Source organism: Streptomyces sp. SCSIO 75703 (assembly GCF_036607905.1).
Taxonomy (GTDB): Bacteria; Actinomycetota; Actinomycetes; order Streptomycetales; family Streptomycetaceae; genus Streptomyces.
In genome coordinates, this window is the sequence record NZ_CP144555.1 from 2,913,176 (window position 1) to 2,938,421 (window position 25,246).

Consider the following 25,246-nt stretch of genomic DNA (forward strand, 5'->3'; position numbering starts at 1 on the left):
GTCCGGCCCGTGCCTACGCCCAGTCGTCGTGCTCCGGGCCGGGCTCGACGTCCGGCCAGTCGAAGGGGTCCGGTCCCCCGGCCGGCACCGCCACCGCGGCGGACGCCGGCCCGCCGCCCGCGCCGGCCCCCGGCCCCGCGCCCTCCCGGGAGGCCGGAGCCGCGCCCGGCCCGCCGAGCCCGGCCAGCACCTCCAGCACACCCTCCCCATACGTGGCGAGCTTCTTCTCACCCACCCCGCCGATCCCGCCGAGCTGCCCGAGCGACGTGGGCCAGGCGGTGGCGATCTCGCGGAGCGTGGCGTCGTGGAAGATGACGTACGCGGGCACGCCCTGCTCGCGGGCCTGCTCCGCGCGCCAGGCGCGCAACGCCTCGAAGGCGGGCACCAGTTCCTCGGGCAGGTCGGCCGCGGCGGGCTTGGCCTTGCGGGCGGAGCGCCCGCCCGCCGCGCGGGCGGCGGCGGGCCGCTCGGGCTCCTTGCGCAGCGGCACCTCCCGCTCGCGCCGCAGCACCGCGCCGCTGTCGTCGGTCAGCACCAGCGTGCCGTACTCGCCCTCGACGGCCAGCAGTCCCTGGGCGAGCAACTGCCGTACGACACCGCGCCACTCGGCCTCCGTCAGCTCCTGGCCGATGCCGAAGACGGAGAGCTGGTCGTGGTCGAACTGGATCACCTTGGCGGTGCGCTTGCCCAGCAGGATGTCGACGATCTGCCCGGCGCCGAACTTCTGGCCGCGCTCCCGCTTGAGCCGGACCACCGTCGACAGCGCCTTCTGCGCGGCCACCGTGCCGTCCCAGGTCTCGGGCGGGGTGAGGCAGGTGTCGCAGTTGCCGCAGCCGGCCGGGTCCGGGTCCTGGCCGAAGTAGGCGAGGAGCCGGCCGCGCCGGCAGTGGACCGTCTCGCACAGCGCCAGCATCGCGTCCAGATGGGACTGGGCGCGGCGGCGGAACGCCTCGTCGCCCTCGCCGGACTGGATCAGCTTGCGCTGCTGGACGACGTCGTTGAGCCCGTAGGCCATCCAGGCGGTCGAGGGCAGTCCGTCGCGGCCGGCGCGGCCGGTCTCCTGGTAGTAGCCCTCGACCGACTTGGGCAGGTCGAGGTGGGCGACGAACCGCACGTCGGGCTTGTCGATGCCCATGCCGAAGGCGATCGTCGCCACCACGACGAGACCCTCCTCCCGCAGGAACCGGGACTGGTGGGCGGCGCGGGTGCCCGCGTCCAGACCCGCGTGGTACGGGATGGCCTCGACCCCGTTGCGGGTGAGGAACTCGGCGGTCTTGTCGACCGAGTTGCGCGAGAGGCAGTAGACGATGCCCGCGTCCCCGGGGTGCTCCTCGCGCAGGAAGGAGAGGAGCTGCTTGCGCGGGTCCGACTTGGGCACGATCCGGTACTGGATGTTCGGCCGGTCGAAGCTGGCCACGAAGTGCCGGGCGTCCGGCATGCCCAGCCGCTGGGTGATCTCCTGGTGCGTGGCGTGGGTGGCCGTCGCGGTGAGCGCCAGGCGGGGCACGTCGGGCCAGCGCTCGCCGAGCAGCGACAGGGCCAGGTAGTCGGGGCGGAAGTCGTGGCCCCACTGGGAGACGCAGTGCGCCTCGTCGATGGCGAAGAGGGAGACCTTGCCGCGGGAGAGCAGGTCGAGGGTGGCCTCCAGGCGCAGCCGCTCGGGGGCCAGGTACAGCAGGTCCAGCTCGCCCGCGGCGAACTCGGCCTCCACCAGGCGCCGCTCGTCGAAGTCCTGCGTGGAGTTGACGAACCCGGCGCGCACGCCGAGCGCCCGCAGCGCGTCCACCTGGTCCTGCATGAGGGCGATCAGCGGGGAGACGACGACGCCGGTGCCGGGCCGGACCAGGGCCGGGACCTGGTAGCACAGCGACTTGCCGCCGCCGGTCGGCATGAGCACGACCGCGTCGCCACCGGCGATCACGTGGTCGACGACGGCTTCCTGCTCGCCGCGGAACGCCTCGTACCCGAAGACCCGCCGCAGTGTCGCCAGCGCCTCGCCGTCCACACCGCTCGTCCCTGTCGTCTCGCCGGTCACAACCGTCCCGCCCATCGCTCGTCCCCCGCCCGTCCTGCCGCGTCCGCCCCGGGCCGTCCTGTCCCGGCCACGACTCCACGATAGGGGTCCGCGCGGACACCCCCCGACTTGTCCACAGCCCGCCGGTCCCGGGCGACGCCGGGCACACGCCCACTCGCCCACGCGTTCGCGCGGGACTGCCCCGGTCCCGGCGGACCGCCTGTCGCGCACCCGCGAGACCCCCTCCCGTGGGAGCGCCGGCGAGCGGCGCACCCGGGGCGTCCACGCCCGCCCGGCCGCCCCCTTCCGGAGGGCGGCCGGGCCGCGGACGCGGGAAGGCGGGCGTGCGCCTCCCGGTGGACCCGGGCCCGACCGCCGCCGGGCGCGGGGCGACGGCACGCGGGCAGCACCCTCCCGGGGACGGCGCCGGCCCCCGGGAACGCCGTCGGCCCGGCGCCTCCGGGGAGGGGCCGGGCCGGCGGCGGACCGGAGGCGGTGTCAGCGGACGAAGACGCCCGCCTGTCCCGCCAGGTCCAGGAAGTACTGCGGGGCCACGCCCAGGACCACCGTGACCACCACGCCGACCGCGATGGCCGTCATGGTCAGCGGCGACGGCACGGCGACGGTCGGGCCCTCCGGCCGCGGCTCGCTGAAGAACATCAGGACGATCACGCGGATGTAGAAGAAGGCCGCGATCGCCGACGAGAGCACACCGATGACCACCAGCGGCACCGCGCCGCCCTGCGCCGCCGCCTTGAACACGGCGAACTTCCCCGCGAAGCCGGAGGTCAGCGGAATGCCGGCGAACGCCAGCAGGAAGACCGCGAAGACCCCCGCCACCAGCGGCGAGCGGCGGCCGAGCCCCGCCCACTTGGACAGGTGCGTGGCCTCGCCGCCCGCGTCGCGCACCAGGGTCACCACGGCGAAGGCGCCGATGGTGACGAAGGAGTACGTGGCCAGGTAGAAGAGGACCGACGAGACGCCCTCCGGGTTGGCCGCGATGACGCCCGCGAGGATGAAGCCCGCGTGCGCGATCGAGGAGTACGCCAGCAGCCGCTTGATGTCGGTCTGCGTGATCGCCACGATCGCGCCGGCCAGCATGGTGACGATGGCCACGCCCCACATCACCGGCCGCCAGTCCCAGCGCAGGCCCGGCAGGACGACGTAGAGCAGGCGCAGCAGCGCGCCGAAGGCCGCGACCTTGGTGGCCGCCGCCATGAAGCCGGTGACCGGCGTCGGGGCACCCTGGTACACGTCGGGGGTCCACATGTGGAACGGCACCGCGCCCACCTTGAAGAGCAGGCCCATGACGATCAGGGCGCCGCCGACGAGCAGCAGCGCGTCGTTGGCCGTGGTGCCCGCGAGCGCCGGGGTGACGCTCGGCGCGGAGCCGTCGACGACCCGGGCGATGACGCCGTACGACATGGAGCCCGCGTAGCCGTAGACCAGGGCGATGCCGAACAGGGTGAACGCCGAGGCGAAGGCGCCGAGCAGGAAGTACTTGACGGCGGCCTCCTGCGAGAGCAGCCGCTTGCGGCGGGCCAGCGCGCAGAGCAGGTACAGCGGGAGGGAGAGGACCTCCAGCGCCACGAAGAGCGTCAGCAGGTCGTTGGCGGCCGGGAAGACCAGCATGCCGACGACCGCGAACATCAGCAGCGGGAAGACCTCGGTGGTGGTGAACCCGGCCTTGACCGCCTTCTGCTCGTTCTCCGAGCCGGGTACGGCCGCGGCCTGCGCGGCGAAGGAGTCGACGCGGTTGCCGTGCGCCTCGGGGTCGAGGCGGCGTTCGGCGAAGGTGAACAGGCCGACCAGGGCCGCCAGCAGGATCGTGCCCTGGAGGAACAGGGCCGGTCCGTCGACGGCGAGGGCGCCCATCGCGGCGATGCCCGAGCGGGTCGTGGCGTAGCCGCTCGCCGCCAGGGCGACGATCGCGGCGAAGCCGGAGACCAGGGCGACCACGGCCGTGAAGAGCTGGGCGTGGTAGCGGTGCCGGCGCGGGACGAACGCCTCGATCAGCACCCCGAGCACGGCCGCGCCGATGACGATCAGGATGGGCGAGAGCTGCCCGAATTCGATCTTCGGCGCTTCGATCTTCGCGATCGGATCGACCGCCGTTGTCCACAGGCTGTGGACGGCTGATGCGCTCACTTGGCCGCCTCCACCTCGGGCCGGGGGTCCTGCTTGTGTACGTCGGACATGGTCTGCCGCACCGCCGGGTTGACGATGTCGGCCACCGGTTTGGGATAGACGCCGAGGAAGACCAGCAGCACCACCAGCGGGGCGACCACCGCCAGCTCACGCACCCGCAGGTCGGGCATGGCCGACACCTCGGGCCGCACCGGTCCCGTCATCGTCCGCTGGTACAGGACGAGGGTGTACAGGGCGGCGAGCACGATGCCGAGGGTGGCGATGACGCCGATCACCGGATAGCGCGTGAACGTGCCGACCAGCACCAGGAACTCGCTGACGAACGGCGCGAGCCCCGGCAGGGACAGCGTCGCCAGCGAACCGATCAGGAAGGTGCCGGCCAGCACCGGGGCGACCTTCTGCACCCCGCCGTAGTCGGCGATGAGCCGGGAGCCGCGCCGGGAGATGAGGAAGCCCGCCACCAGCAGCAGCGCGGCGGTCGAGATGCCGTGGTTGACCATGTACAGCGTCGCCCCGGACTGACCCTGGCTCGTCATGGCGAAGATGCCCATGATGATGAAGCCGAAGTGCGAGATCGACGCGTACGCGATCAGCCGCTTGATGTCGCGCTGGCCGACGGCGAGCAGCGCGCCGTAGATCACGCTGATCACCGCGAGGACCAGGACGACCGGCGTCGCCCACTTGCTCGCCTCGGGGAAGAGCTGGAGGCAGAAGCGGAGCATGGCGAAGGTGCCGACCTTGTCGACGACCGCCGTGATCATCACCGCGACCGGCGCGGTCGACTCCCCCATGGCGTTGGGCAGCCAGGTGTGCAGCGGCCACAGCGGCGCCTTCACCGCGAAGGCGAAGAAGAAGCCGAGGAAGAGCCAGCGCTCGGTGGAGGCCGCCATCGTGAGCGAGCCGTCGGCCCGCGCGGCGGCGATCTCGGTGAGCGAGAAGTTGCCGGCGACCACGTAGAGGCCGATCACCGCGGCCAGCATGATCAGCCCGCCGGCCAGGTTGTAGAGGAGGAACTTCACCGCGGCGTAGGACCGCTGGGTCCGGGCCGTCTCCTCGCCGTGCTCGTGCGCCCGGTCCCCGAAGCCGCCGATCAGGAAGTACAGCGGGATCAGCATGGCTTCGAAGAAGATGTAGAAGAGGAAGACGTCGGTGGCCTCGAAGGAGAGGATCACCATCGCCTCGACGGCCAGGATCAGGGCGAAGTAGCCCTGGGTCGGCCGCCACCGGCGGCTGCCGGTCTCCTCGGGGTCGGCGTCGTGCCAGCCCGCCAGCATGATGAACGGGATCAGCAGCGCGGTCAGCGCGATCAGCGCCACCGCGATGCCGTCCACGCCCAGGTCGTAGCGGACGCCGAAGTCGGCGATCCAGGAGTGGGACTCGGTGAGCTGGTACCGGTCGCCGCCCGGGTCGAAGCGGACCAGGATCGCGACCGCCAGCCCGAACGTGGCGAGCGAGAACAGCAGCGCCAGCCACTTGGCGGCGGTGCGTTTCGCGGCCGGTACGGCGGCGGTGGCGATCGCCCCGACGGCCGGGAGGGCCGCCGTCGCTGTCAGCAGGGGAAAGGACATCGGTATCAGACCGCCCTCATCAGCAGGGTCGCGGCGACCAGGACCGCCGCACCGCCGAACATCGAGACCGCGTACGAGCGCGCGAAGCCGTTCTGCAGCTTGCGCATCCGCCCGGACAGGCCGCCGAACGAGGCCGCCGTGCCGTTGACGACCCCGTCGACCAGCGTGTGGTCGACGTAGACCAGCGAGCGGGTCAGGTGCTCACCGCCGCGCACCAGCACGACGTGGTTGAAATCGTCCTGGTACAGGTCGCGCCGGGCGGCCCGGGTGAGCAGCGAGCCGCGCGGGGCGACGGCCGGGACCGGACGGCGCCCGTACTGGGCCCAGGCGACCGCGACACCGGCGATCATCACGGCCACCGTGGCCGCCGTGACCGTCAGGGCGCTGAGCGGCGCGTTGCCGTGGGAGTGCCCGGTGACGGGCTCCAGCCAGTGCAGGAAGCGGTCGCCGATGCTGAAGAAGGCACCGCCCGCCACCGATCCGACGGCCAGCACGATCATCGGGATCGTCATGATCCGCGGCGACTCGTGCGGCTGCGGCTCGGCGCCGGTCCGCGCGGCCGGCTCCACGTCCGGCGAGTCCGGGGACGGCGCCGGCGCGTTGCGCCAGCGTTCCTCGCCGAAGAAGGTCATCAGCATCACGCGCGTCATGTAGTACGCGGTCAGGGCCGCGCCGAGCAGGGCGCAGGCGCCGAGGATCCAGCCCTCGGTGCCGCCCTTGGCGAACGCCGCCTCGATGATCTTGTCCTTGGAGAAGAAGCCGGACAGGCCCGGGAAGCCGATGATGGCGAGGTAGCCGAGGCCGAAGGTGACGAAGGTGACCGGCATGTACTTCCTGAGGCCGCCGTAGCGGCGCATGTCGACCTCGTCGTTCATGCCGTGCATGACGGAGCCGGCGCCGAGGAAGAGCCCGGCCTTGAAGAAGCCGTGCGTCACCAGGTGCATGATGGCGAAGACGTAGCCGATGGGGCCGAGGCCCGCGGCGAGCACCATGTAGCCGATCTGCGACATGGTCGAGCCGGCCAGCGCCTTCTTGATGTCGTCCTTCGCGCAACCGACGATCGCACCGAAGAGCAGCGTGACCGCGCCGACGACGGTGACGACGACCTGGGCGTCCGGGGCGCCGTTGAAGATCGCGCCGGAGCGGACGATCAGGTAGACGCCCGCGGTGACCATCGTCGCGGCGTGGATCAGGGCCGAGACCGGGGTCGGGCCCTCCATCGCGTCCCCGAGCCAGGACTGGAGCGGCACCTGCGCCGACTTGCCGCAGGCGGCGAGGAGCAGCATCAGCGCGATCGCGGTGAGCTTGCCCTCCCCGGCGCCGCCGGCCAGGCCGGCCTGGCCGCCCTCGCCGAGCACCGGCCCGAAGGCGAACGTGCCGAACCACAGGAACATCAGCATGATCGCGATCGCCAGGCCGACGTCGCCGACCCGGTTGACCAGGAACGCCTTCTTCGCCGCGGTGGCCGCGCTGGGCTTGTGCTGCCAGAAGCCGATCAGCAGGTAGGAGGCGAGGCCGACGCCCTCCCAGCCCAGGTACAGCAGCAGGTAGTTGTCGGCGAGGACCAGGATCAGCATCGCCGCCAGGAAGAGGTTCAGGTAGCCGAAGAAGCGGCGGCGCCGCTCGTCGTGCTCCATGTACCCCACCGAGTACAGGTGGATGAGCGAGCCGACGCCGGTGATCAGCAGCACGAACGTCATCGACAACTGGTCGAGCCGGAAGGCCACGTCGGCCTGGAACCCCTCCACCGGGACCCAGGTGAACAGGTGCTGCGTCAGGGTGCGGTCGGCGGCGGCGCTGCCGAGCAGGTCGGAGAAGAGGACCAGCCCGATCAGGAAGGACAGTCCGGCCAGCGCCGTGCCGACCCAGTGGCCGACGGCGTCCAGCCGGCGGCCCCCGCACAGCAGGACCACCGCTCCGAGCAAGGGCGCCGCCACCAGCAGCGCGATCAGATTCTCTGCGTTACTCACGGTTCTACCGACCCCTCACAGCTTCATCAGGCTGGCGTCGTCGACCGAGGCCGAGTGGCGGGAACGGAACAGGGACACGATGATCGCGAGCCCCACCACGACCTCCGCGGCGGCGACCACCATCGTGAAGAAGGCGATGATCTGGCCGTCGAGGTTGCCGTGCAGCCGGGAGAAGGCGACGAAGGCGAGGTTGCAGGCGTTGAGCATCAGCTCCACGCACATGAAGACCACGATCGCGTTGCGCCGGACCAGGACGCCGGTGGCGCCGATCGTGAACAACAGCGCCGCCAGGTAGAGGTAGTTGACCGGGTTCACTTCGACGCCTCCTCGGACCCCTTGAAGGTGGCCGGACCGATCTCCCTGCGCTCCAGCCGCTCCTCGGAGCGCTGTTCCAGGGCCTTGAGGTCGTTGAGCGCCTCCATGGACACGTCCCGGATCTGGCCGCGCTCGCGCAGCGTCTTGCTCACCGTCAGCTCGGACGGGGTGCCGTCGGGCAGCAGGCCCGCGATGTCGACCGCGTTGTGCCGGGCGTAGACGCCGGGGGCGGGCAGCGGCGGCAGGTACCTGCCCTCGCGCAGCCGCTGCTCGGACAGTTCGCGCTGGGTCCGGGCCCGCTCCGTGCGCTCCCGGTGGGTGAGCACCATGGCACCGACGGCCGCCGTGATGAGCAGCGCGCCGGTCAGCTCGAAGGCGAAGACGTAGCGGGTGAAGACGAGGGCGGCGATGCCCTCCACGTTGCCGTGGGCGTTGGCCACGGCGAGCCCGTCGAACTGCGTGATCGAGGCGTTGCCGATGCCGCCGACGAGCAGGACGCCGAAGCCCGCCCCGCAGAGCAGGGCCAGCCAGCGCTGGCCCCGGATGGTCTCCTTCAGGGAGTCCGCCGCGGTGACGCCGACCAGCATCACCACGAACAGGAAGAGCATCATGACAGCGCCGGTGTAGACGACGATCTGCACGATGCCCAGGAAGTAGGCGCCGTTGGCGAGGTAGAACACCGCCAGGATGATCATGGTCGCGGCGAGGCACAGCGCGCTGTGCACCGCCCGCCGCATGAAGACGGTGCACAGGGCGCCGATCACCGCGACGGTGCCCAGGATCCAGAACTGCACGGCCTCCCCGGTGGAGGTCGTGTAGGCGGCGAGCGCGGTCATGGGCGGATCACCTTCTCCGAGGCCGGTTCCTCTTCGCCGAAGGTGGACTCGCCCTCCTGCGGCACCTCGCCCCGGGAGTGGGCGACCTGCTGCTCGGTGCCGGGCGCCGCCTCCGTCACCAGACCCCGGTAGTAGTCCTGCTCGTCGGTGCCCGGGTAGATGGCGTGCGGCGTGTCCACCATGCCCTCCTCCAGCCCGGCGAGCAGTTGCTCCTTGGTGTAGATGAGGTCGGCGCGGCTGGAGTCGGCCAGTTCGAACTCGTTGGTCATCGTCAGCGCCCGGGTCGGGCACGCCTCGATGCACAGCCCGCACAGGATGCAGCGGGCGTAGTTGATCTGGTAGACGCGGCCGTAGCGCTCGCCCGGCGAGTAGCGTTCCTCGTCGGTGTTGTCGGCGCCCTCCACGTAGATCGCGTCGGCCGGGCAGGCCCACGCGCACAGTTCGCAGCCGACGCACTTCTCCAGGCCGTCCGGATGGCGGTTGAGCTGGTGCCGCCCGTGGAAGCGCGGAGCGGTGGTCTTGCGCTGCTCCGGGTACTGCTCGGTGAGCCGCTTCTTGAACATGGCCTTGAAGGTCACGCCGAAGCCGGCCACGGGGTTCAGGAAACCGGGTGCGGTCTCCTTGGGTTCCTCAGCCATCGGACGCCTCCTTTCCCTCCGTGGGTCCGCCCAGAGGTCCATCACCCTGGGTGTCGGGTCCGCCGCTGGCGATCAGCTCCCGCTCCCGGCCCGGCCGGCGCCGCGGCACGGGCGGCAACTGCTGGCCGGGCAGCGGCGGTACGGGGAAGCCGCCGGCCATCGGGTCGAAGGCGGGCGGTTCCTCGGCGGGCGGGGCGGAGCGTCCCGCCCGGTCGCGGTACAGGTCGACGACGAAGGAGACGAGCAGCAGGACCAGGACGCCGCCGGCGATGTAGAGGGCGATGTCCGCGAAGCCGTAGTTCTCGTTCTTCAGGGCGCGCACGGTGGCCACGAGCATCAGCCACACCAGCGCGACCGGGATGAGGACCTTCCAGCCGAGCTTCATGAGCTGGTCGTAGCGGACCCGGGGCAGGGTGCCGCGCAGCCAGATGAAGAAGAACAGCAGCAACTGCACCTTGAGGACGAACCAGAGCATCGGCCACCAGCCGTGGTTCGCGCCCTCCCAGAAGGTGCTGACCGGCCAGGGCGCCCGCCAGCCGCCCAGGAAGAGCGTGACCGCGACCGCCGAGACCGTCACCATGTTCACGTACTCGGCGAGCATGAACATCGCGAACTTGATCGACGAGTACTCGGTGTTGAAGCCGCCCACGAGGTCGCCCTCGGACTCCGGCATGTCGAAGGGGGCCCGGTTGGTCTCGCCGACCATCGTGATGATGTACAGCACGAAGGAGACCGGCAGCAGCAGCACGTACCAGCGGTCGGTCTGCTGAGCGACGATCTCCGAGGTCGACATCGACCCGGAGTAGAGGAACACCGAGGCGAACGCGGCACCCATCGCGATCTCGTACGAGATCATCTGCGCGCAGGAGCGCAACCCGCCGAGCAGCGGGTACGTGGAGCCGGAGCTCCAGCCGGCGAGCACGATGCCGTAGATGCCGATGGAGGCGACCGCCAGGATGTAGAGCATGGCGATCGGCAGGTCGGTGAGCTGCATCGCGGTGCGCTGACCGAAGATGGACACCTCGTTGCCGGGCGGCCCGAAGGGGATCACCGCGATCGCCATGAAGGCCGGCACGGCCGCGACGATCGGCGCGAGGATGTACACCACCTTGTCGGCGCGCTTGACGACGACGTCTTCCTTGAGCATCAGCTTCACGCCGTCGGCCAGCGACTGGAGCATGCCCCAGGGGCCGTTCCGGTTCGGGCCGATGCGGAGCTGCATCCAGGCGACGACCTTGCGCTCCCACACGATGGAGAAGAGCACGGTCACCATCAGGAAGGCGAAGCAGAAGACCGCCTTGACGGCCACCAGCCACCACGGGTCGGTGCCGAACATGGAGAGGTCTTCAGCGGCGAGGTACGGGCTCATCCCTCCACCTCCTTGGGGGCCTCACCGGCGAGCGTGGCCGGGCCGATGCGGACGAGGGAGCCGGGCAGCGCCCCGGCGTCGGAGGCGACGCCGGCGCCGGCCGAGTTCAGCGGGAGCCACACCACCCGGTCGGGCATGTCGGTGACGCTGAGCGGGAGTGCGACGGTCCCGGCGGGACCGGTGACGGCCAGCCGGTCGCCGTCCTTGACGCCGGCCTCGGCGGCCGTGGCGGACGACACCCGGGCGAGGGCGGCGTGCCGGGTGCCGGCCAGCGCCTCGTCGCCCTGCTGGAGCAGGCCCAGGTCGAGCAGGAGCCGGTGCCCGGCGAGCACCGCCTCCCCGGCGGCCGGGCGCGGCAGCGCGCCCGCCGTGTGCCGGGCCCCCTCGGGGCGCGCGCCGTCCCAGGGGCCGAGCCGGTCGATCTCCGCGCGGGTGGTGGCGAGGTCGGGCAGGCCGAGGTGGACGTCCATGGCGTCGGCCAGCATCTGGAGCACCCGGCCGTCGGTCGGGGCCAGGCGCCGGGTCATCTGCTCGGGCTTGAGCGCGGCCTCGAAGGAGCGGACCCGGCCCTCCCAGTTGAGGAAGGTGCCCGCCTTCTCGGCGACCGCGGCGACCGGCAGGACCACGTCGGCCCGGTCGGTGACCTCGCCGGGCCGCAGCTCCAGCGAGACCAGGAAGCCGACCTCGTCGAGCGCCTCGCGGGCGCGCGCCGGATCGGGCAGGTCCGCGACCTCCACGCCCGCCACCAGCAGCGCCTGCAACTCGCCCGCGGCGGCGGCCTCGACGATCTGGCCGGTGTCGCGGCCGTGGCGGTGCGGCAGTTCGGCCAGGCCCCAGGCGGCGGCGACCTCCTGCCTCGCCCGCGGGTCGGTGGCCGGGCGGCCGCCCGGCAGCAGCCCCGGCAGCGCGCCCGTCTCGACGGCGCCGCGCTCGCCGGCCCGGCGCGGGATCCACACCAGCCGGGCGCCGGTCGCCGTCGCGGTGCGCACGGCGGCGGTGAGCCCGCCGGCCACGCCGGCCAGCCGCTCGCCGACGACGATCACCGCGCCCTCGGCGCGCAGGGCCTCGGCGGCCCGGCCGCCGTCCTCCTCCAGGCCGACCCCGCCGGCCAGCGCGTCCAGCCACTCGGTCTCGGTGCCGGGCGCGGCGGGGAGCAGGGTGCCGCCGGCCTTGGTGAGGCCGCGGGTGGCGTGGGTGGCCAGGGCGTACACCTGCTGGCCGTGCCGGCGCCACGCCTTGCGCAGCCGCAGGAAGACGCCGGGCGCCTCCTCCTCCGCCTCGAAACCGACCAGGAGCACGGCCGGCGCCTGCTCCAGGGCGGTGTGGGTGACGCCGCCGCCGTCCAGGTCCCGGCCGTGTCCGGCGACGTGGGCGGCGAGGAAGTCGGCCTCCTCGGCGCTGTGCGGGCGGGCCCGGAAGTCGACGTCGTTGGTGTCGAGCGCCACCCGCGCGAACTTGCTGTAGGCGTAGGCGTCCTCGACGGTGAGCCGGCCGCCGGCCAGGACGCCGGTGCGTCCCCGGGAGGCCAGCAGGCCCTGCGCGGCGATCCGCAGCGCGTCCGGCCAGGAGGCGGCCTCCAGTTCGCCCTCGGCGTTGCGCACCAGCGGTGTGGTGAGCCGGTCGCGCTGCTGCGCGTACCGGAAGCCGAAGCGGCCCTTGTCGCAGAGCCACTCCTCGTTGACCTCGGGATCGTCGGCGGCGAGCCGCCGCATGACCCGGCCGCGCCGGTGGTCGGTGCGGGTGGCGCAGCCGCCCGAGCAGTGCTCGCACACGGACGGCGAGGAGATGAGGTCGAAGGGGCGGGAGCGGAACCGGTAGGCGGCGGAGGTGAGCGCGCCGACCGGGCAGATCTGGATGGTGTTGCCGGAGAAGTACGACTCGAACGGGTCGCCCTCGCCGGTGCCGACCTGCTGGAGCGCGCCGCGTTCCAGCAGCTCGATCATCGGGTCGCCGGCGACCTGGTTGGAGAACCGGGTGCAGCGGGCGCACAGCACGCACCGCTCGCGGTCCAGCAGCACCTGCGTGGAGATCGGCACGGGCTTGGCGAAGGTCCGCTTGCGGCCGTCGAAGCGCGAGTCGGCCTGGCCGTGCGACATGGCCTGGTTCTGCAGCGGGCACTCGCCGCCCTTGTCGCAGACAGGGCAGTCCAGCGGGTGGTTGATGAGCAGCAGCTCCATCACACCCTTCTGGGCCTTCTCCGCGACCTGCGAGGTGAGCTGCGTCTTCACCACCATCCCGTCGGTGCAGGTGATGGTGCAGGAGGCCATCGGCTTGCGCTGGCCCTCCACCTCGACGATGCACTGGCGGCAGGCGCCGACCGGGTCGAGGAGGGGGTGGTCGCAAAAGCGCGGGATCTCGATGCCGAGCTGCTCGGCGGCCCGGATCACGAGGGTGCCCTTGGGCACGCTGATCTCGATGCCGTCGATGGTCAGCGTGACCAGGTCCTCGGGCGGGAGGGCCGCCTGCCCCCCACCGGAGGCGGCGTTGGTGGTCACGGTCATGCGTGCACCTCCGTACGGTCGGCCCAGGCCGTCGACCTGGCGGGGTCGAAGGGGCAGCCCCGGCCGGTGATGTGCTGCTCGTACTCCTCGCGGAAGTACTTCAGCGAGGAGAAGATCGGCGCGGCGGCGCCGTCGCCGAGGGCGCAGAACGCCTTGCCGTTGATGTTGTCGGCGATGTCGTACAGCTTGTCGAGGTCGCTCATGCGGCCCTTGCCGGCCTCCAGGTCCCGCATGAGCTGGACCAGCCAGTACGTGCCCTCGCGGCAGGGCGTGCACTTGCCGCAGGACTCGTGGGCGTAGAACTCGGTCCAGCGGGTGACGGCCCGCACCACGCAGGTCGTCTCGTCGAAGCACTGGAGCGCCTTGGTGCCGAGCATGGAGCCGGCGGCGCCGACGCCCTCGTAGTCGAGGGGGACGTCGAGGTGTTCGTCGGTGAGCATCGGCGTGGAGGAGCCGCCCGGCGTCCAGAACTTCAGCCGGTGGCCGGGGCGCATCCCGCCGCTCATGTCGAGGAGCTGGCGCAGGGTGATGCCGAGGGGTGCCTCGTACTGGCCGGGGCGGGCGACGTGGCCGCTGAGCGAGTAGAGCGTGAAGCCCGGGGACTTCTCGCTGCCCATCGAACGGAACCAGTCCTTGCCCCGGTTGAGGATCGAGGGAACCGACGCGATGGACTCGACGTTGTTCACCACGGTGGGGCAGGCGTACAGACCGGCGACGGCGGGGAAGGGGGGACGCAGCCGGGGCTGGCCACGGCGCCCTTCGAGGGAGTCGAGCAGCGCCGTCTCCTCCCCGCAGATGTACGCGCCCGCGCCCGCGTGCACCGTGAGGTCGAGGTCGAGTCCGCTGCCGAGGACGTTCTCGCCGAGGTAGCCGGCCGCGTACGCCTCGCGGACCGCCTCCTGGAGCCGGCGCAGCACGGGGACGACCTCGCCGCGCAGGTAGACGAAGGCGTGCGAGGAGCGGATGGCGTGGCAGGCGATGACGATGCCCTCGATGAGGGCGTGCGGGTTGGCGAACAGGAGCGGGATGTCCTTGCAGGTCCCGGGCTCCGACTCGTCCGCGTTGACCACGAGGTAGTGGGGCTTGCCGTCGCCCTGCGGGATGAACTGCCACTTCATCCCGGTGGGGAAGCCGGCGCCGCCGCGTCCGCGCAGACCGGAGTCCTTGACGTACGCGATCAGGTCGTCGGGGTCCATCGCGAGGGCCTTGCGCAGCCCCTCGTACCCCTCGTGCCGGCGGTAGACGTCGAGCGTCCACGACTCGTCCTGGTCCCAGAAGGCCGACAGCACCGGTGCGAGCAGCTTCTCCGGGCTGGTGTCCTTGATCTCCGCTGCCAAGGTCATCACTCCCCCTCCTCGGCGGTGGGCCCGGCCGGGTGGGCCGGGTCGGATGCCGATGTCTCCTGCGGCGCGTCGTGCGAGCTGAGGTGTTCCGTCGGCGACGGGTCGTGCACGGGGCCCTTCGGGGTGTCGGCGGGGCCGCCGTCGCGGGGGTGCACCACGCGCGCGGCGGGCGCCTCGCCCTTGGCCAGCTTCAGTCCGGCGAGGGAGGCGGGGCCCCCGCTGCCCCCGCCCGCGACGGCGCCCTCCCGCTCGTCGGGGAAGCCGGCCAGGATGCGGGAGGTCTCCTTGAAGGTGCACAGGGGCGCGCCCCGGGTCGGCGTGACCTCGCGGCCGGCCCGCAGGTCGTCGACGACGCGCCGGATGCTCTCCGGCGTCTGGTTGTCGAAGAACTCCCAGTTGATCATCACGACCGGCGCGTAGTCGCAGGCCGCGTTGCACTCGATGTGCTCCAGCGTGATCGTGCCGTCCTCGGTGGTCTCGCCGTCGCCGACGCCCAGGTGCTCCTGGAGCGACTCGAAGAGGGCGTCGCCGCCCATGACCGCGCACAGGGTGTTGGTGCAGACGCCGACCTGGTAGTCGCCGCCGGCCCGGCGCCGGTACATGGAGTAGAAGGTGGCGACGGCGGTGACCTCCGCCGTGGTCAGGCCGAGCACGTCCGCGCAGAACCGCATGCCGGTGCGGGTGACGTGGCCCTCCTCGGACTGCACGAGGTGCAGCAGCGGCAGGAGGGCGGACCGGGAGTCGGGGTAGCGGGCGACGACCTCGCGCGCGTCGGCCTCCAGCCGGGCGCGGACGTCGTCCGGGTAGTCGGGCGCGGGGAGTTCGGGCATGCCCAGGCTGACGCCCCGCTCCGAGGGTGAGGTGGTCACCGGTCGACGCCTCCCATCACGGGGTCGAGGGACGCCACGGCGACGATGACGTCGGCGACCTGGCCGCCCTCGCACAGTGCCGCCATGGCCTGAAGGTTGGTGAAGGACGGGTCGCGGAAGTGGACCCGGAAGGGGCGGGTGCCGCCGTCGGAGACGACGTGCACGCCGAGTTCGCCCTTGGGCGACTCGACGGCCGCGTACGCCTGTCCGGGCGGGACGCGGAAGCCCTCGGTGACCAGTTTGAAGTGGTGGATCAGGGCCTCCATGGAAGTGCCCATGATCTTCTTGATGTGGTCGAGGGAGTTGCCCAGTCCGTCCGGTCCCAGGGCGAGCTGGGCGGGCCAGGCGATCTTCTTGTCGGCGACCATGACCGGCCCCGGCTCCAGCCGGTCCAGGCACTGCTCGACGATGCGCAGCGACTGGCGCATCTCCTCCAGCCGGATCAGGAAGCGGCCGTAGGAGTCGCAGGTGTCGGCGGTCGGCACGTCGAAGTCGTAGGTCTCGTAACCGCAGTACGGCTGTGCCTTGCGCAGGTCGTGCGGCAGGCCGGTGGAGCGCAGGACCGGGCCGGTGGCGCCGAGGGCCATGCAGCCGGCCAGGTCGAGGTAGCCGACGTCCTGCATGCGGGCCTTGAAGATGGGGTTCCCGGTGGCGAGCTTGTCGTACTCGGGGAGGTTCTTGTTCATCTTCTTCACGAAGGCGCGGATCTGGTCCACGGCGCCGGGCGGCAGGTCCTGGGCGAGCCCGCCGGGGCGGACGTACGCGTGGTTCATCCGCAGGCCGGTGATCAGCTCGAAGATGTCGAGGACCAGTTCGCGGTCACGGAAGCCGTAGATCATGATCGTGGTGGCGCCCAGCTCCATGCCGCCGGTGGCGATGCACACCAGGTGGGAGGAGAGCCGGTTCAGCTCCATGAGGAGGACCCGGATGATCGAGGCGCGGTCCGGGATGTCGTCCTGGATGCCGAGCAGCCGCTCGACGCCCAGGCAGTACGCCGTCTCGTTGAAGAACGGCGTCAGGTAGTCCATACGCGTCACGAACGTGGTGCCCTGGGTCCAGGTCCGGTACTCGAGGTTCTTCTCGATGCCGGTGTGGAGGTAGCCGATGCCGCAGCGGGCCTCGGTGACGGTCTCGCCGTCGATCTCCAGGATCAGGCGGAGCACCCCGTGGGTGGAGGGGTGCTGGGGGCCCATGTTGACGACGATGCGCTCGTCGTCGGTACGGGCCGCGGTCTGCACGACCTCGTCCCAGTCACCTCCGGTGACGGTGTAGACGGGGCCTTCGGTGGTCTCGCGTGCCGACGCGGACGGGGTGGTGCTCACGAGTACGACCTCCGCTGGTCCGGAGCCGGGATCTGGGCGCCCTTGTACTCGACGGGGATGCCGCCGAGCGGGTAGTCCTTGCGCTGCGGGTGGCCCTGCCAGTCGTCCGGCATCATGATCCGGGTCAGGGCCGGGTGACCGTCGAAGAGGATGCCGAAGAAGTCGTAGGTCTCCCGCTCGTGCCAGTCGTTGGTCGGGTACACCGCGAACAGCGACGGGATGCGGGGGTCGGCGTCGGGGGCGCTGACCTCCAGCCGGATCATCCGGTTGTGGGTGATCGAGCGCAGGTGGTAGACGGCGTGCAGCTCGCGGCCAGTGTCGTTCGGGTAGTGGACGCCGCTGACGCCGGTGCACAGTTCGAAGCGGAGCGCCGGGTCGTCGCGCAGGGTGCGGGCGACGCGGACCAGGTGCTCGCGCTCGATGTGGAAGGTCAGTTCGTCGCGGTCGACGACCGTCTTCTCGATCGCGTTGTCCGGCAGCAGGCCCTGTTCCTCCAGGGCGCCCTCCAGCTCGTCGGCGACCTCGTCGAACCAGCCCCCGTAGGGCCTGCTCGCCGGGCCGGGCAGGCGGACCGAGCGGACCAGCCCGCCGTACCCGGAGGTGTCGCCGCCGTTGTCGGCGCCGAACATGCCGCGCTGGACGCGGATCTCCTCGCCGCCCTCGCCTCGCCGGCCCGGGAGGTTCTCGGCGGAGAGGTCCTTCTCGGGGTTGACCCCGTTGCCGTTCGCCTCGCTCATCGCAGCAGCCCCTTCATCTCGATCGTGGGCAGGGCCTTGAGCGCCGCCTCCTCCGCCTCGCGGGCCGCCTCCTCGGCGTTGACGCCGAGCTTGGTGCCCTGGATCTTCTGGTGGAGCTTGAGGATGGCGTCGATCAGCATCTCGGGGCGGGGCGGGCAGCCGGGGAGGTAGATGTCGACGGGGACGATGTGGTCGACGCCCTGGACGATCGCGTAGTTGTTGAACATGCCGCCCGAGGAGGCGCAGACCCCCATGGAGATCACCCACTTCGGGTTCGGCATCTGGTCGTAGACCTGCCGCAGCACCGGCGCCATCTTCTGGCTGACCCGGCCGGCCACGATCATCAGGTCGGCCTGGCGCGGCGAGCCGCGGAAGACCTCCATGCCGAAGCGCGCCAGGTCGTAGCGGCCGGCGCCGGTGGTCATCATCTCGATGGCGCAGCAGGCGAGGCCGAAGGTGGCGGGGAAGACGGACGACTTGCGCACCCAGCCCGCGGCCTGCTCGACGGTGGTCAGGAGGAATCCGCTCGGAAGCTTTTCTTCGAGTCCCATGACTAGCCCCTCAGTCCCATTCCAGGCCGCCGCGCCGCCATACGTACGCGTACGCGACGAAGACGGTGAGCACGAAGAGCAGCATCTCCACGAGCCCGAAGATCCCCAGGGCGTCGAAGGTGACGGCCCAGGGGTAGAGGAAGACGATCTCGATGTCGAAGACGATGAAGAGCATCGCCGTCAGGTAGTACTTGATGGGGAAGCGCCCACCGCCGGCCGGCGTGGGGGTCGGCTCGATGCCGCACTCGTAGGCCTCTAGCCGGGCCCGGTTGTACCGCTTCGGACCGATCAGCGTGGCCATGACCACGGAGAAGATCGCAAAGCCTGCCCCGAGGGCTCCCAGTACGAGGATGGGCGCATACGCGTTCACCGCTCCTCGCTCCTCTCAGTCGGCACTGACTGCTGGCGGTCCCCCCGGGCCGCGGAGCCGCCCCGGGGGAGGTTTGCCTGGACTCACGGCCGCCTCACCGGCCCCACGAACTCCGCCTGTTGCGACGAAGATCGAGAACATGTGAAGCAGGTCACAAGCCCAACTGCCTCGCATCCTATGCCCGCCGCTCTGTGATCTGCGACACGGGGTATCGCTCCAGCTTTGTGATCTTTGCCACCTGACGAAGGATCATGAAGCCGGATGAGCGGTGATCTTCGCACAGGAAGCGTCCAGCCGATCACCATAGGTGACATATTCGATCGACATCGCTGGTCAGAGGCGTGCCGGAAGGTGCGTCTCCCTATCAAGAGGCTTCCTGTGCATGCAAATTCGCCTTGGACCGGATCGCTTGATAGAGGCGCGTTCACACCCGTGGGGGAGATGCGGGGCGCGATGTGAACGCGTGCGCGCGTTCACGAGCGGGGCGCACCGGCGGGCGGGGACGGCCGGCGGCGACCGGAGGGCGGACGAGCGCCCCGGGGAGGGAGTGACGGGAGGGGCCGGGGAAGGAGTGACGGGAGGAGGGCGAGGGGGACATGCGCACGGGGCGGACAGACGGGGCGAACGCGGCAGTTGGGGCGGACGGGACGTTCGCGCGGCGGACGCGACCGGCGGGGTGACCGTTCCGTGACCTCCGCCACACCCTGACGGGGTGTCCGGAAAGCGGGCTTGGCCAATCGCCTCACGCGGTGGTAAGCGCGGGGCAATCCGGGCGAAACGATCAAACGCCGTGATCACAGGCCGGTTACGGACCGCCCGCAATGTCCGTTACGGCGTCAATAAAGGGCGACACGCCCGGGATTTGGGGGCTGCGTTGAACAACTGTGGCGCAGCACACGTTCCTTGTAGGTATGGAGGAGCTCCTGATACCGGTTGTACCCATGTCCCACACCGCTCACATACGCAGCCACCGGAAGCCCCGGCGTACCGCGCCGACGACCCTCGCGATGCGGGCCGGAGTTGCCGGTGGCGTCCTCAGCACCCTGGCAGTGGCCGGTGCGTCCGGTTCGGCGAACGCCGCCGAGCCCGTGGCGCAGACGCTCGAACTGCCCACCCTGACGGCCGGCCTGGCCGCTCAGGTCGCCCAGTCGGCCGACGCCACGCAGCAGGCCGCCGCCCACTACGAACTGCGCGCCGAACGCGACGCCGCCGCCACCAAGGCGGCCAAGACCGCCAAGGCCGACCTCGCCACCGCCAAGAAGAAGGCGGCCGAGGCCAAGAAGAAGGCCGAGGAGGCCGCCCGCAAGGCCGCCGCCGAGCGCGCCTCGCGCACCGCCGAACGCGCCACCCTGACCGCCCCGTCGGGCAGCGGCGCCGGCACCGCCGTCAGCGCGAGCAGCAGCGGCAGCGTCAGCACCTCCACGGCCACCGGCTCCGCCGCCGCGGTCGTCTCCTTCGTCAAGGCCCAGGTCGGCGACGCCTACGTCTCCGGCGGCACCGGCCCCAACTCCTGGGACTGCTCCGGCCTCGTGCAGGCCGCCTTCAAGCAGGTCGGCGTCGACCTGCCGCGCGTCTCCCAGGCCCAGTCCACCGCCGGCACCCAGGTCTCCCTCGGCAGCCTGCAGCCCGGCGACATCCTCTACTGGGGCGGCGCGGGCAGCGCCTACCACGTGGGCGTCTACGTCGGCGACGGCATGTTCGTCGGCGCGCAGAACCCGTCCACCGGCGTCGTCCTCAGGTCGCTCTCCTACGACCCGCCGAGCGGCGCGGTGCGCGTGCTCTGAGGCACCGAACGCCCGGGTGCGCAGCACCGCTTGCCCGGGAACGACCGGTACGTCCGGGACGCCGCGTACGGGGCGTCCGGGACGTCTCCCCACCGAAAAGGGCCGCAGCCGCTCGGGGGCTGCGGCCCTTCGGTGTGCGTACACCCGGGGCACGGGCCGGTCAGGCGCTGGGCGCCACCTTGCTCAGGCCGTTGATGATGCGGTCCATCGCGTCGCCGCCGGTCGGGTCGGTGAGGTTGGCGAGCATCTTCAGCGTGAACTTCATCAGCAGCGGGTGGGTGAGCCCGCGCTGCGTGGCGAGTTGCATGACCTTCGGGTTGCCGATGAGCTTCACGAAGGCGCGGCCCAGCGTGTAGTAGCCGCCGTAGGTGTCCTTCAGCACGCGCGGGTAGCGCTGGAGCGCCATCTCCCGTTGCGCGGGGGTCGCCCGCACCTGCGCCTGGGCGATGATCTCGGCGGCGAGCTGACCGGACTCCATGGCGTAGGCGATGCCCTCGCCGTTGAACGGGTTCACCAGTCCGCCCGCGTCACCGACGAGCAACAGCCCGCGGGTGTAGTGCGGCTGCCGGTTGAAGGCCATGGGCAGGGCGGCACCGCGGATCGGCCCGGTCATGTTCTCCGGGGTGTAGCCCCACTCGGCGGGCGTGGAGGCGCACCACGCCTTCAGGATCTCGCGCCAGTCCAGTTCCTTGAAGGACGCGGACGTGTTCAGCACGCCCAGGCCGACGTTGCTCGTCCCGTCGCCCATGCCGAAGATCCAGCCGTAGCCCGGCAGCAGGCGGTCCTGGGGGCCGCGCCGGTCCCACAGCTCCAGCCAGGACTCCAGGTAGTCGTCGTCGTGGCGCGGGCTGGTGAAGTACGTGCGCACGGCGACGCCCATCGGCCGGTCGTCGCGGCGGTGCAGGCCCATCGCCAGGGACAGCCGTGTGGAGTTGCCGTCGGCGGCCACGACCAGCGGCGCGTGGAAGGTGACCTCCCGCTTGTCCTCGCCCAGCTTGGCGCGGACACCGGTGATGCGGCCGGTGCGGTCGTCGAGGAGCGGGGCGCCGACGTTGCAGCGCTCGTACAGGCGGGCGCCGGCCTTCTGGGCCTGCCGGGCGAGCTGTTCGTCGAAGTCGTCGCGCCTGCGGACCAGTCCGTAGTCCGGGTAGGAGGCCAGATCCGGCCAGTCGAGCTGGAGCCGGGTGCCGCCGCCGATGATGCGCAGGCCCTTGTTGCGCAGCCAGCCGGCCTCCTCGGAGATGTCGATGCCCATGGCGACGAGCTGCTTGACCGCGCGGGGCGTCAGACCGTCGCCGCAGACCTTCTCCCGGGGGAAGGCGGTCTTCTCCAGCAGCAGGACGTCGAGCCCGGCCCTGGCCAGGTGGTACGCGGTGGCGGAGCCGGCTGGCCCCGCGCCCACGACGATCACATCGGCGGTGTTGTCGGAGAGGGGCTCGGTCACGGCGGGATCTCCCCAGGGTTCGGATTCTGCGTGCCGACGGGCACTGGACAGGGGCAGTCTATTCAGCGTCACCGATCACCAGGCTGAAGGGCTGCCCCGTGAACCGACCCGTTCCCGCAGTACGGCTCCGCGTCCCCACCGACGAGGACGCCGTCGCCTGGCACCGTGTCTTCGCCGACCCGGACGTCATGGAGTTCCACGGCGGGCGTCCCGCGGAACTCTCCGTGTACGAGGAACTGACCGCCCGCCAGCGCCGCCACGACGCCGAACGCGGCTTCTGCCTCTGGTCGATGGTGGACGGCGCCGGCCGGGTCATCGGCTTCACCGGCGCCCAGCCGTGGCCGCACGCCTGGGGTCCGCGCGGCGAGATCGAGATCGGCTGGCGGCTGGGCCGCGCCCACTGGGGCCGGGGGTACGTGACCGCCGCCGCCCGGCAGACCCTGGAGCGGCTGCGGACGGCGGGGGTGCCCGCGGTGGTGGCGATGGTCGACGCGGACAACGCCCGCTCCATCGCCGTCACCGAACGGCTCGGCATGCGCCTGACGGAGGTCTTCACGACCCCCACGTCCCGCCGCCGGGGGAACTGCTACCGGCTGGAGCTGTGAGGGGAGCGCCACGCCCACCGGGCCCGCCCCGCTCCCCCGGAGCCGCCCCGGCACCCGCCGGGGCGGCTCAGCGCTCCTTGAAGCCCCGGTGCAGGGCGACGATGCCGCCGCTCAGGTTCCGCCAGGCCACCTTCGACCAGCCGGCCTTCACCAGCCGCCCGGCCAGCGCCGGCTGGTCGGGCCAGTCCCGGATGGACTCCGCGAGGTAGACGTACGCCTCCGGGTTGGAGGAGACCGCGCGGGCCACCGGCGGCAGCGCGCGCATCAGGTACTCGGTGTACACCGTCCGGAACGGCGCCCAGGTCGGGTGCGAGAACTCGCAGATGACGACCCGGCCGCCGGGCCGCGTCACCCGGTACAGCTCGCGCAGCGCCGCGTCGGTGTCCTGCACGTTGCGCAGACCGAAGGAGATGGTGACCGCGTCGAAGGCGTCGTCCCGGAAGGGCAGCCGGGTGGCGTCGCCGGCGGTCAGCGGCAGCCAGGGGTGGCGCCGCTTGCCGACCTGGAGCATGCCGAGCGAGAAGTCGCACGGGACCACGTAGGCGCCGGTGCGGGCGAAGGGCAGGGAGGAGGTGGCCGTGCCGGCGGCGAGGTCGAGGACCTTCTGCGCGGGCCGCGCGTCGACGGCTCTGGCGACCTCCTTGCGCCACACCCGGTCCTGGCCGAGCGAGAGCACGTCGTTGGTCAGGTCGTACCGTTCCGCGACGTGGTCGAACATCGAGGCGACTTCGTGCGGCTGCTTGTTCAGGGAAGCGCGGGTCACCCCCCCATTGTGGCAGGCCGCTCCGCCCTCACGGCGGGCGGCGGGGGGTGTCGGCGGGGCCGGCGGAGCGGGGGCGCCGGGACGGGACCGCCGGGGCCGGTTCGTCGCGGCGCGGGTCAGCGGGCGCGGTGGAGGAGGCGTCCGGCGAGCACCGTGGCGACGCACGAGCCGGCGCCGCGGACGGTGAGCGCGGCCTCGTCGGGCACGTCGAACACGGCGAACGTGGCGTCCGCGCCGGTCCCGGGCGCCGGGAGCGGCCGGTGGACCGCCTCGGCGGGGTCCCGCCCGGCCAGCACGTCGAAGCCGGTGAAGGGCTCGGGGGCGTCGGGCCGGTCCGGCCGGTCGGCGAGGGCGAGTCCGGCGCGCTGCACCGCGTCCAGGACGGCGGGGCGGCGCGGCCGTCCGGCCACCGCCACGACCCCGTGCGCCAGCAGCAGCCGCACCCCGCGCCGGGCACCGGCGCCCCAGCGGGCACCGGTCATCGGCAGCGCGGCGAGCCGGTCGCCGGTCAGCGGCTCGGTGCCCAGTTCGTCCGCCTCGCGCGGGTCAGGGTGGTAGGCGCCCTCCAGCACCTCCGGCCCGTACGGGTGGAGCAGCCCCGGCATGAGCACGCCGGGCCAGCGCCGGGTGCGCGCGGCCGGGTGGGCGGCGGCCAGTTCCTCGTACGGACCCGCGGCGGCGAGCGTACGGCCGTCGACGAGCACGGCGCCGCCGGGCAGCGAGGGGCGCCGGTCCCCGGTGAGGAGGAGGTCGGCGGCGTGGATCGTCAGCACGGGCCGGTCAGTTGGAGGTGAGCAGCTTCAGCTCGGGGTGGGCGGTGCCGCCCTCGATCGCGGTGGACGAGATGTGGGACACGACGCGCTCGTCGACCGGGTCGTCCGCCGGGTCGTCGTGCACGACGAGGTGTTCGTACGTCGTGGAGCGCTGCGCCGGGACCCGGCCCGCCTTGCGGATCAGGTCGATGATCTCCAGCCGGTTGGAGCGGTGCTTGGCGCCGGCCGAGGAGACGACGTTCTCCTCCAGCATGATCGAGCCGAGGTCGTCGGCGCCGTAGTGCAGGGAGAGCTGGCCGACCTCCTTGCCCGTGGTCAGCCAGGAGCCCTGGATGTGGGCCACGTTGTCGAGGAAGACCCGGGCGATCGCGATCATCCGCAGGTACTCGAAGAGGGTGGCCTGCGTACGGCCCTTCAGGTGGTTGTTCTCGGGCTGGTAGGTGTACGGGATGAAGGCGCGGAAGCCGCCCGTGCGGTCCTGCACGTCCCGGATCATCCGCAGGTGTTCGATCCGCTCGGCGTTGGTCTCGCCGGTGCCCATCAGCATGGTGGAGGTGGACTCGACGCCGAGGCCGTGGGCGATCTCCATGATCTCCAGCCAGCGTTCGCCCGACTCCTTCAGCGGCGCGATCGCCTTGCGGGGACGCTCGGGCAGCAACTCCGCCCCGGCGCCCGCGAAGGAGTCCAGCCCGGCCGCGTGGATGCGGGTGACGGCCTCCTCGACCGACACCTTGGAGATGCGGGCCATGTGCTCGACCTCGCTCGCCCCCAGGCTGTGGATGACCAGCTCGGGGAACTCCTTCTTGATCGCCGAGAAGTGCTTCTCGTAGTACTCGACGCCGTAGTCCGGGTGGTGGCCGCCCTGGAACATGATCTGCGTGCCGCCCAGTTCCACGGTCTCCGCGCAGCGGCGCAGGATGTCGTCGAGGTCGCGGGTCCAGCCCTTGGCCGTGTCCTTGGGCGCCGCGTAGAAGGCGCAGAACCGGCAGGCCGTGACGCAGACGTTGGTGTAGTTGATGTTCCGCTCGATGATGTACGTGGCGATGTGCTCGGTGCCCGCGTACCGGCGGCGGCGCACGGCGTCGGCGGCGGCGCCCAGCGCGTGCAGCGGCGCGTCGCGGTAGAGGACGAGCGCCTCGTCGGGGGTGATCCGACCACCGGCGGCGGCACGGTCGAGGATGGGCTGAAGGTCGGCCTTCTCGGTCACCGGTGTCCCTTTCGCAGGGTTCGTGGAGCTGGTCGCCGCCCGGCCCGCGACGGCCGGCCCGGCGGGCGGTCGGACCCGCCCAGCCTACGCCAGCCCCCTCCCCCGCCCCGGGCGGGCCC

Annotated in this window: 21 protein-coding genes; 2 read left to right on the plus strand and 19 right to left on the minus strand. The window is 71.8% G+C overall.

The annotated features are described in order from the left end of the window. Positions 1 to 13: 13 nt before the first annotated feature. The 15 genes from recQ to VM636_RS12705 form a co-directional block, all read right to left on the minus strand. On the minus strand, positions 14 to 2,050 hold the full coding sequence (recQ, locus tag VM636_RS12635; RefSeq protein WP_338484441.1) for a DNA helicase RecQ: 2,037 nt from the start codon (positions 2,048 to 2,050) through the stop codon (positions 14 to 16). A gap of 462 nt (positions 2,051 to 2,512) precedes the next feature. Next, positions 2,513 to 4,162, minus strand: a complete 1,650-nt coding sequence (nuoN, locus tag VM636_RS12640) for an NADH-quinone oxidoreductase subunit NuoN (protein WP_030420548.1) — start codon at positions 4,160 to 4,162, stop codon at positions 2,513 to 2,515. Continuing rightward, positions 4,159 to 5,730, minus strand: a complete 1,572-nt coding sequence (locus VM636_RS12645; protein WP_030420549.1) for an NADH-quinone oxidoreductase subunit M — start codon at positions 5,728 to 5,730, stop codon at positions 4,159 to 4,161. The genes nuoN and VM636_RS12645 overlap by 4 nt, the downstream gene beginning before the upstream one ends. Before the next feature lie 5 nt (positions 5,731 to 5,735). Then, a complete protein-coding gene (nuoL, locus tag VM636_RS12650; protein WP_030420550.1) occupies positions 5,736 to 7,700 on the minus strand; it encodes an NADH-quinone oxidoreductase subunit L in 1,965 nt (654 codons plus the stop codon). 15 nt (positions 7,701 to 7,715) lie between these two features. After that, positions 7,716 to 8,015: an NADH-quinone oxidoreductase subunit NuoK gene (nuoK, locus tag VM636_RS12655; protein WP_030420551.1), complete on the minus strand. Its 300-nt coding sequence runs from the start codon at positions 8,013 to 8,015 to the stop codon at positions 7,716 to 7,718. Next, complete coding sequence (locus tag VM636_RS12660) at positions 8,012 to 8,851, minus strand: NADH-quinone oxidoreductase subunit J (protein ID WP_053913295.1); 840 nt, start codon at positions 8,849 to 8,851, stop codon at positions 8,012 to 8,014. Before VM636_RS12660 ends, nuoK begins: the two co-directional genes overlap by 4 nt. Then, entirely contained in the window at positions 8,848 to 9,489 is a 642-nt protein-coding gene (nuoI, locus tag VM636_RS12665; RefSeq protein WP_053913296.1) for an NADH-quinone oxidoreductase subunit NuoI, read from the minus strand. Before nuoI ends, VM636_RS12660 begins: the two co-directional genes overlap by 4 nt. Further along, complete coding sequence (gene nuoH / locus VM636_RS12670; protein ID WP_030420554.1) at positions 9,482 to 10,858, minus strand: NADH-quinone oxidoreductase subunit NuoH; 1,377 nt, start codon at positions 10,856 to 10,858, stop codon at positions 9,482 to 9,484. Before nuoH ends, nuoI begins: the two co-directional genes overlap by 8 nt. Then, complete coding sequence (locus tag VM636_RS12675; protein ID WP_030420555.1) at positions 10,855 to 13,359, minus strand: NADH-quinone oxidoreductase subunit G; 2,505 nt, start codon at positions 13,357 to 13,359, stop codon at positions 10,855 to 10,857. The genes nuoH and VM636_RS12675 overlap by 4 nt, the downstream gene beginning before the upstream one ends. Beyond that, positions 13,356 to 14,705, minus strand: coding sequence for an NADH-quinone oxidoreductase subunit NuoF (gene nuoF, locus VM636_RS12680; protein WP_199809388.1), 1,350 nt, complete (start codon positions 14,703 to 14,705; stop codon positions 13,356 to 13,358). Before nuoF ends, VM636_RS12675 begins: the two co-directional genes overlap by 4 nt. After that, on the minus strand, positions 14,702 to 15,571 hold the full coding sequence (nuoE, locus tag VM636_RS12685; RefSeq protein WP_030420557.1) for an NADH-quinone oxidoreductase subunit NuoE: 870 nt from the start codon (positions 15,569 to 15,571) through the stop codon (positions 14,702 to 14,704). Before nuoE ends, nuoF begins: the two co-directional genes overlap by 4 nt. Beyond that, positions 15,568 to 16,893, minus strand: coding sequence for an NADH-quinone oxidoreductase subunit D (locus VM636_RS12690; protein ID WP_030420558.1), 1,326 nt, complete (start codon positions 16,891 to 16,893; stop codon positions 15,568 to 15,570). Before VM636_RS12690 ends, nuoE begins: the two co-directional genes overlap by 4 nt. Continuing rightward, on the minus strand, positions 16,890 to 17,630 hold the full coding sequence (locus VM636_RS12695; RefSeq protein WP_030420559.1) for an NADH-quinone oxidoreductase subunit C: 741 nt from the start codon (positions 17,628 to 17,630) through the stop codon (positions 16,890 to 16,892). The genes VM636_RS12690 and VM636_RS12695 overlap by 4 nt, the downstream gene beginning before the upstream one ends. After that, the gene (locus VM636_RS12700; protein WP_030420560.1) at positions 17,627 to 18,181 is read right to left on the minus strand and encodes an NADH-quinone oxidoreductase subunit B; all 555 of its coding nucleotides are present in this window, start codon (positions 18,179 to 18,181) and stop codon (positions 17,627 to 17,629) included. Before VM636_RS12700 ends, VM636_RS12695 begins: the two co-directional genes overlap by 4 nt. Before the next feature lie 10 nt (positions 18,182 to 18,191). Further along, positions 18,192 to 18,551, minus strand: coding sequence for an NADH-quinone oxidoreductase subunit A (locus tag VM636_RS12705; RefSeq protein WP_030420561.1), 360 nt, complete (start codon positions 18,549 to 18,551; stop codon positions 18,192 to 18,194). A gap of 941 nt (positions 18,552 to 19,492) precedes the next feature. Here VM636_RS12705 and VM636_RS12710 point away from each other — a divergent pair. After that, the gene (locus tag VM636_RS12710) at positions 19,493 to 20,335 is read left to right on the plus strand and encodes a C40 family peptidase (RefSeq protein ID WP_030420562.1); all 843 of its coding nucleotides are present in this window, start codon (positions 19,493 to 19,495) and stop codon (positions 20,333 to 20,335) included. A gap of 160 nt (positions 20,336 to 20,495) precedes the next feature. Here the strand turns inward: VM636_RS12710 and VM636_RS12715 are convergent, their stop codons facing one another. Beyond that, positions 20,496 to 21,779 carry a geranylgeranyl reductase family protein gene (locus tag VM636_RS12715; protein ID WP_030420563.1) on the minus strand — a complete coding sequence of 428 codons (1,284 nt, stop codon included), beginning with the start codon at positions 21,777 to 21,779 and terminating at the stop codon, positions 20,496 to 20,498. Positions 21,780 to 21,877: 98 nt separating this feature from the next. Here VM636_RS12715 and VM636_RS12720 point away from each other — a divergent pair, with 98 nt between their 5' ends. Then, positions 21,878 to 22,384, plus strand: a complete 507-nt coding sequence (locus VM636_RS12720) for a GNAT family N-acetyltransferase (protein WP_030420564.1) — start codon at positions 21,878 to 21,880, stop codon at positions 22,382 to 22,384. A gap of 67 nt (positions 22,385 to 22,451) precedes the next feature. Here the strand turns inward: VM636_RS12720 and VM636_RS12725 are convergent, their stop codons facing one another. The 3 genes from VM636_RS12725 to mqnC form a co-directional block, all read right to left on the minus strand. After that, entirely contained in the window at positions 22,452 to 23,147 is a 696-nt protein-coding gene (locus VM636_RS12725; protein ID WP_030420565.1) for a demethylmenaquinone methyltransferase, read from the minus strand. Positions 23,148 to 23,263: 116 nt separating this feature from the next. Next, entirely contained in the window at positions 23,264 to 23,920 is a 657-nt protein-coding gene (locus VM636_RS12730) for a hypothetical protein (protein ID WP_030420566.1), read from the minus strand. 7 nt (positions 23,921 to 23,927) lie between these two features. Continuing rightward, positions 23,928 to 25,127 carry a cyclic dehypoxanthinyl futalosine synthase gene (gene mqnC, locus VM636_RS12735; protein WP_030420567.1) on the minus strand — a complete coding sequence of 400 codons (1,200 nt, stop codon included), beginning with the start codon at positions 25,125 to 25,127 and terminating at the stop codon, positions 23,928 to 23,930. Positions 25,128 to 25,246 lie beyond the last annotated feature (119 nt).